Source organism: Halogeometricum sp. CBA1124 (assembly GCF_009741955.1).
Classification (GTDB): Archaea; Halobacteriota; Halobacteria; order Halobacteriales; family Haloferacaceae; genus Halogeometricum; species Halogeometricum rufum.
Genome location: NZ_WPCD01000219.1, coordinates 1 through 5,913, shown reverse-complemented (window position 1 = coordinate 5,913; position 5,913 = coordinate 1). Strand labels below are relative to the sequence as shown.

Below are 5,913 nucleotides of genomic sequence, written 5' to 3'. Positions count from 1 at the left end.
CGAGGACGGCGGCGCCGACTGCGGCGGGCGGGGCGGGCAGCGTCGGCGCGGCGGCGGCCAACAGGAGCGCGAGGGTGTTGACGTGCAGGCCGGGGACGAGTCCGCTCACCGTCCCGAGGCAGACGCCGGCGAGAGCGAACGCGAGTGTGGTCGTCGCGGCCATCGCGGCGGAGTGGTCCCGTCATCGCACTTGAACGCTCGGCTCGCGCGGTGGTCGAAGGCGCGGTAGTCGGAGCAGCGGTGGCCGGGGGTGACGACGCGGAGCGGTCGCTCTCGGGACGGGGTCAGAAAAATGCGAGGTGTACTGACGATTCGAAGGGACGTCCGGATGGACGTGCGAACTGCGTCGGGCTCAGCCGAAGAGTTCGCCGAGGCCCTCGCCGGAGGACTCCTCTTCTTCGTCGTCGTCCTCTTCTTCGGCTGCGGCCTCTTCCTCGCCACCCTCGTCGTCGTCGTCGTCGCCGTCTGCGGCTTCGACGTCGCCGCCTGCGCTACCGCCCGCGGCGGGCGCGGGAGCGGCGGCGGCCGTCTCGACGGCCTCCTCGATGTCGACGTCCTCCAGCGCGGCGACGAGCGCCTTGACGCGGGATTCCTCGACGTCCACACCGGCGGCTTCGAGCACGTCGGTGACGTTGTCTTCGTTGATCTCTTCGCCCGACTCGTTCAGGATGAGAGCTGCGTAAACGTATTCCATTGTTGAGTTCCTCGTTGATTATCCGAACATCGCGCCGAGCCCGTCGGCACCGTCTCCGTCGTCTTCGTCGTCGTCGGTGTCGTCGGCTTCGGCTTCAGTGTCTTCTTCGTCAGTCGATTCGTCTTCGTCCGCCTCGTCGGCGGGCTCAGCTGCGGGCGCCTCGACGCCGCGGAGTTCCTCCGGCAGGGCCTCCTCGTCGTCGATCTGCGCCGCCAGCGAGCGAAGCTGCGCGTCGGCCTTGGCGACGAGGTCCGGCATGAGCTCGGGGTCCTCGATGGCGGCGAACAGGCCGAGGGCCTTCGCCTCGCCGGCGGCCTTCGCGAGTATCGTGGGCGCGGTCTGCGCCGTGGGGTAGCCCGCGTTGATCGAGAGGTTGCGGGCGCCGGCCGCGGCGGACTGGATGTCCGCGCGGTACTCGTCCACGTCGATGGCGAGTTCCTCGGGCTCGAACAGGACGCCTCGGAGTAGACGCCGCGGAGGTCGAGACCGACCTCCTTGGGTTCGATGCCGAGCTCGTTCAGGACGTTGGCGAGTTCCTCGGAGACGACTTCACCCTCGTCGAGGACTTGCGAGTCCTCGGTGACCTTGATGGAGCCCTCCATGATGCGGGCGGCCGCACCGACCTGCTGGAGTTCACCGACGAAGGGACCCGGGTCGACACCGGTGTCACCCTCGGGGATGACGATGTCGTTCGGGGCGACTTCGCCCGCGTTGATGGGTGCAGGCGTCTTCGACGCTTCGAGCTGTTTGTAGAGGCCGAACGGGTTGTCGTTCGTGCCCACGAGAGCGACCTGTCCGTAGACGAACTCGGTCAGCTGTTCGAGGCCGTCGTTCACGTCCTCCAGCGCGCGGGTGACGAGCGTGTTACGGCTCATCCGAAGTTCCGCGCTGCCGTGGAGGTCCCGCCGCATGCTCTGCAGCTGGCGGCTCGGGATTCCGGTGACGCTCACGACGCCGACGGACTGGTACTCTTCGAGGAAGTCGGTGAGTTCACCGACTTCGATGCGTTTCCACTCGGGGATGGTCTCTGTCTTGCGGACGGACTCGCTCTCGCTCATGCGCGTACCTCCACCGACGGACCCATCGTCGTCTTCACGTAGATCCCGTCGATGTTGAGGGGACCCTTCTCGAGAGTGGCCTCGAGACGACGAACGATGACGTCGATGTTCTCCGCGATTTCGTCGGCCGGCATGTCCTCTGCACCCACGCGGGTGTGGAACGTGCGGCGGTCACGACTGCGGAGTTGGACCGTGTTCTTCATCCGATTCACAACTTCGACCACGTCGTCGTCCGGTTGGAGCGGCGTCGGCATCTTCCCTCGGGGACCGAGAACGGTCCCGAGGTAACGGCCGATATCTTGCATCATATCGGCATCTGCCACGAAGAAGTCCGTCTCGTCCGCGAGGTCTTTGGCGGCGTCCGTATCGTCTCCAAGGTCTTCGAGGTCGTTACCGTCCATCACCTGGTCGGCAACCTCCTCGGCTTGGAGTGCGGTTTCGCCGGTCGCGAAGACGACGATCTTCGTCTCCTGTCCGGTGCCTTCGGGGAGCACGATGCTCTCGTCGACACGCTTCGACGGGTCGTTTAGGTCGAGGTCGCGCAGGTTGATAGCGAGGTCTACCGTTTCGCGGAAGTTCCGCTCGGGAGCCTCGTCAAGTGCGCGAGAGACTGCGTCAACTATCGTATCTGCCATTATTCACCTCCGTAGTACGCAGGATTGCTCCTACGGGTCAGTGAAACAGGCGTCTGCCTGCCTCGTCGGAGCAAATGGGAATGGCGGCCTTAAGTCCGTCGAAGCAATCGCCCGAGCGCCCGGGATACGGCGGCGTTACGCCTCGTCTCCGTGTGAAGCGAGGGCACACGCGGGGGCGACGACGCCGCGGCGGCGGTGCCGCGGCCGGCGGCGTGGTCGCCACTCGCGCGTCGGTCCGCTGAAAAGGGTGTGCCGTCCCGCGGGAGCGGTCGAAGGCGGGTACCGTCGACTGCGACTGCGGACGGGGTCGGGCCCCGAACGCCGTCACGTGACGACGGCCGAGCGTCCGACTACGCGGCGAGCTGGTCGTCGTACTCGCCGTCGTCGATGCGCTTCTTGAACTCGCGGGGGTTGTTCCCCTCGATGGTGACGCCGAGAGAGGTGCAGGTTCCGACGACCTCTTTCGCGGCGTTCTTCGTGTCGTACGAGAGGAGGTCCGAGGACTTCTGCTCGGCGATCTTCTTCACCTGGTCGACGCTCAGGTCGGCGACGAAGTTCTCCTGCGGTTCGCCGGACCCGGTCTCGAACCCGGCCTCGTCCTTGATGAGTTCGGCCGTCGGCGGGACGCCGACCTCGATGGTGAACGAGCCGTCGTCGTCGTACTCGACCGTCACGGGCACTTCCATGCCGTCGAACGCGGCGGTCTGCTCGTTTATCTCCTGCACGACGTCCTGCACGTTCACGGGCGTCGGGCCGAGTTCCGGTCCGAGCGGCGGACCGGGGTTGGCCTCCCCGCCGGGAACGAGCACTTCGATAGTTCCAGCCATACCTCAAAGCACCCTTTGGCGACTTTTAACGGTTTTCTTTCGCGCTAACCGGCGTGCGTGAGAGGCGCACGCAGCGCGCCGTCACCGGTGGTTCCGGGCGACGAGGCAGGACTCGTGCCGCGCCCCCCGTCTCAGAGGTCGACGCCGAACGGCGCGGCGTCGGCGGCGCGTTCGGCCATCGACCCGAGGAAGGAGCGTCGCCACCCCGTCGAGGTCCCCGGTGTCGACCACTTCGACCGGCGTGTGCATGTACCGGTTCGGGATGCCGACGTTCAGCGACGGAACGCCGTTCCGGGAGGTGTAGAACGCGTCGCGTCGGTGCCGGTGCGAATACCCGCGGCCTGCAACTGCACGTCCAGGTCCGCGGCGTCGGCGGCGTCGCGCGCGAGTGCGACCACGTCCGGGTGGTTCGCGCTCCCGCGGGTGACGACGGGCCCCGCGCCGAGTTCGACCGGGCCCGTCCGCTTGCCCGCCACGTCGGGGTTGTCCGTCGCGTGCGTCACGTCGATGGCGACGGCGGCGCCGGGTGGAGGTCGTAGCCGACCATCTTCGCGCCCTGTACGCCGAGTTCCTCCTGCACCGTGCTCACGGCGTACACCGTCGCGTCCGCGTCCGCCTCGACGGCGCGTCTGAGGCTTCGGCGGCGGCCCACGTGCCGACGCGGTTGTCCATCCCGCGGGCGGCCATCCGCGACCCGTGCAGATCCCGGACGCGCGTCTCGACGGTGATGGGGTCGCCGATCTCCACGAGTTCCGACGCCTCCGCGGCGCTCTCGGCGCCCACGTCCACGAACTGCTCCTCCAGGTCGTCGTACTCCTCCTCGCCCACGTCGCGCAGGTGGATGGCCGTCTGCCCGACGACGCCCGGCACGTCGCCGCCGTCGCCGTGAACCGTGACGTGTTGGCCCTTCGAGACGGTGCGGTCGGCGCCGCCGATGGGCGCGATGCGGAGGAAGCCGTCCTCGGTCACGTCGCGGACGATGTATCCTATCTCGTCTGCGTGGCCCGCGAAGGCGATTTCGGGGCCGTCGGCGCTCCCCTCGTGGACCGCCACGGCGTTGCCGTACGAGTCCACGCGCACGTCGTCGGCGAACGTCTCGACGTACGAGACCCACACCCGTTGGCCGTCGGCCTCGAACCCGGCGGGACTGGGCGTCGTCAACAGGTCGGTCAGGAACGTCAGTCGGTCGTCGTCCATGCTCTCGAACTGGAAGAATCGGCACCTCAAGGCACCGATACGCGTCGCCGCGAGCCGACCCGTGCGTCGACGACGAGACGGGCACAACGGTTATGCCATCTGTCGGCGTACTGACGGAGTATGGGAGAGAAATCGTTCACGTTCTTCGAGATTCATCTGCACGACGCCAAGTTCAACGCCCCCGAGAGCGGCCCTCGCTTCTTCCAGCGAGGCCCCGAGGAGGACGAAGAATCGGAGGACGACGAGGGGTACAGCTCCATCGACGTCGACGACGAGGAGACGGACGAGTCCGTCGAGAGCGGCACCGACGCCGCGGCCGAGGACGCCGACGAGTCGAGTCGCGGCGTCGGCGGCGCGGCGGTCGTCGGCCTCCTCCTCCTCGTCGCCCTCGCCGTCGCGGTGAAGGTGTTGACCGGCGAGGACGACTTAGACGAACTCGACGACCTGTCGGACATCGCCGTCGAGTCCGACGAGGGCGACGAGGGCGAGTCGGCGGCCCTCTCCGAGGAGTAAGCCGCGCGCATCGCGGTCCGGTGTCGCTCTTTTTCGACCGTCGTCCGCCCGCGAGCGACCGCAGTCGGATACGCTTAAGCGGCGTCCGCGGAATCGTCGGATATGACCGTCTCCAGCGCTCCCGGGAAGGTCTACCTGTTCGGGGAGCACGCAGTCGTCTACGGCGAACCGGCGGTGCCCTGCGCCATCGAACGCCGGGCGACAGTCTCCGTCGAAGCGCGCGACGACTCGCGGGTCCGCGTCACCGCGCCCGACGCTCGGTTCGGGGGGAGGGCCGAAGCACCGTGAGACCTCGCAGTTGTACCGTGGGACGCTCGGTCCATATACGCATCGTAGAGTCAAATGGTGCTTTTAGCTTCTCAGCCACCAGTACGCGGTCGTGAAGACCAGCGTGACGACGCCGCCGAGGAAGAACAGTTCCCCGGGCGAGAGCGCGGCCACGCTCGTCACGCCGGGGTCGCCGCCGGAGAGCACCGTCGTCTCGGCAGTCGTCCGGACCGCTTCGGTCGCCGTCCGAGTCGCCTCCGCCGCGGCGGTCACCGTCGCTCCGCCGTCGGCGCACCCGTCGCCTGCGGCGTCTCCGTCGCCGTCTCGACCGCGTCCGCGTCGCCGCCGACTCGGTAATCGTCCGCGCGGACTCCGTCACCGTCGCGTCGCCCGCCGCCTCCGTTCCGGTGGCCTGCGGCGTCGCCGTCTCCGTCGCCTCGGCGATGTTGAACCCGCCGCCACCGCCGTCGCCCGTCCCGGTCGGCGTTCCCGCGGGTTCGGCCGTCGCGGTCGGTTCGGCGGTCGGTGCCGGCGTCTCCGCGGCCGTCGCGGTCGGTTCGGCCGTCGACTCCGCCGTCGCCGTGGCCGCCGTGGCGTTCGCCGCACCGCCCGCGGCGCCGCCGCGCACCCGTCTCGGCCAGCGAGACGTCCGGTCCCGCGCCGGTCCGCGTGAGTCGCTCGACGACGACGCTGCCGAGTGCGACGACGCCGAGGCCGCCGAG

The 5,913-nt window shown here is 68.5% G+C and carries 5 protein-coding genes and 4 pseudogenes; 2 read left to right on the top strand and 7 right to left on the bottom strand.

The features are described 5' to 3' along the window. Positions 1-352: 352 nt before the first annotated feature. From rpl12p to GJ632_RS18610, 5 genes and pseudogenes are all read right to left on the bottom strand, one after another. Positions 353-694 carry a 50S ribosomal protein P1 gene (gene rpl12p, locus GJ632_RS18630; protein WP_089807540.1) on the bottom strand — a complete coding sequence of 114 codons (342 nt, stop codon included), beginning with the start codon at positions 692-694 and terminating at the stop codon, positions 353-355. Positions 695-712: 18 nt separating this feature from the next. Beyond that, positions 713-1,752, bottom strand: a pseudogene (locus GJ632_RS18625) (50S ribosomal protein L10). Next, the gene (locus GJ632_RS18620; protein ID WP_089807536.1) at positions 1,749-2,387 is read right to left on the bottom strand and encodes a 50S ribosomal protein L1; all 639 of its coding nucleotides are present in this window, start codon (positions 2,385-2,387) and stop codon (positions 1,749-1,751) included. The pseudogene GJ632_RS18625 and the gene GJ632_RS18620 overlap by 4 nt, the downstream one beginning before the upstream one ends. A gap of 350 nt (positions 2,388-2,737) precedes the next feature. Continuing rightward, the gene (locus tag GJ632_RS18615) at positions 2,738-3,214 is read right to left on the bottom strand and encodes a 50S ribosomal protein L11 (RefSeq protein WP_089807534.1); all 477 of its coding nucleotides are present in this window, start codon (positions 3,212-3,214) and stop codon (positions 2,738-2,740) included. 131 nt (positions 3,215-3,345) lie between these two features. Then, positions 3,346-4,411 (bottom strand): annotated as a pseudogene (locus tag GJ632_RS18610) (M42 family peptidase). A gap of 120 nt (positions 4,412-4,531) precedes the next feature. On the opposite strand from GJ632_RS18610, the gene GJ632_RS18605 reads away from it, so the two are divergent. Together GJ632_RS18605 and GJ632_RS18600 are read left to right on the top strand one after the other, a co-directional pair. Then, a complete protein-coding gene (locus GJ632_RS18605; RefSeq protein ID WP_191453720.1) occupies positions 4,532-4,924 on the top strand; it encodes a hypothetical protein in 393 nt (130 codons plus the stop codon). A gap of 102 nt (positions 4,925-5,026) precedes the next feature. Next, positions 5,027-5,194 (top strand): annotated as a pseudogene (locus GJ632_RS18600) (galactokinase family protein); the annotation flags it as partial. Positions 5,195-5,275: 81 nt separating this feature from the next. Here the strand turns inward: GJ632_RS18600 and GJ632_RS18595 are convergent. Beyond that, positions 5,276-5,464, bottom strand: a complete 189-nt coding sequence (locus GJ632_RS18595) for a hypothetical protein (protein ID WP_191453719.1) — start codon at positions 5,462-5,464, stop codon at positions 5,276-5,278. Next, positions 5,461-5,913 (bottom strand): annotated as a pseudogene (locus GJ632_RS22440) (hypothetical protein); the annotation flags it as partial. The gene GJ632_RS18595 and the pseudogene GJ632_RS22440, both read right to left, overlap by 4 nt.

What these genes read in the sequence shown, in the direction of transcription:
- rpl12p (WP_089807540.1), bottom strand. Translation starts at nt 694, where the DNA reads ATGGAATACGTTTACGCAGCTCTCATCCTGAACGAGTCGGGCGAAGAG.
- GJ632_RS18605 (WP_191453720.1), top strand. Translation starts at nt 4,532, where the DNA reads ATGGGAGAGAAATCGTTCACGTTCTTCGAGATTCATCTGCACGACGCC.
- GJ632_RS18620 (WP_089807536.1), bottom strand. Translation starts at nt 2,387, where the DNA reads ATGGCAGATACGATAGTTGACGCAGTCTCTCGCGCACTTGACGAGGCT.
- GJ632_RS18615 (WP_089807534.1), bottom strand. Translation starts at nt 3,214, where the DNA reads ATGGCTGGAACTATCGAAGTGCTCGTTCCCGGCGGGGAGGCCAACCCC.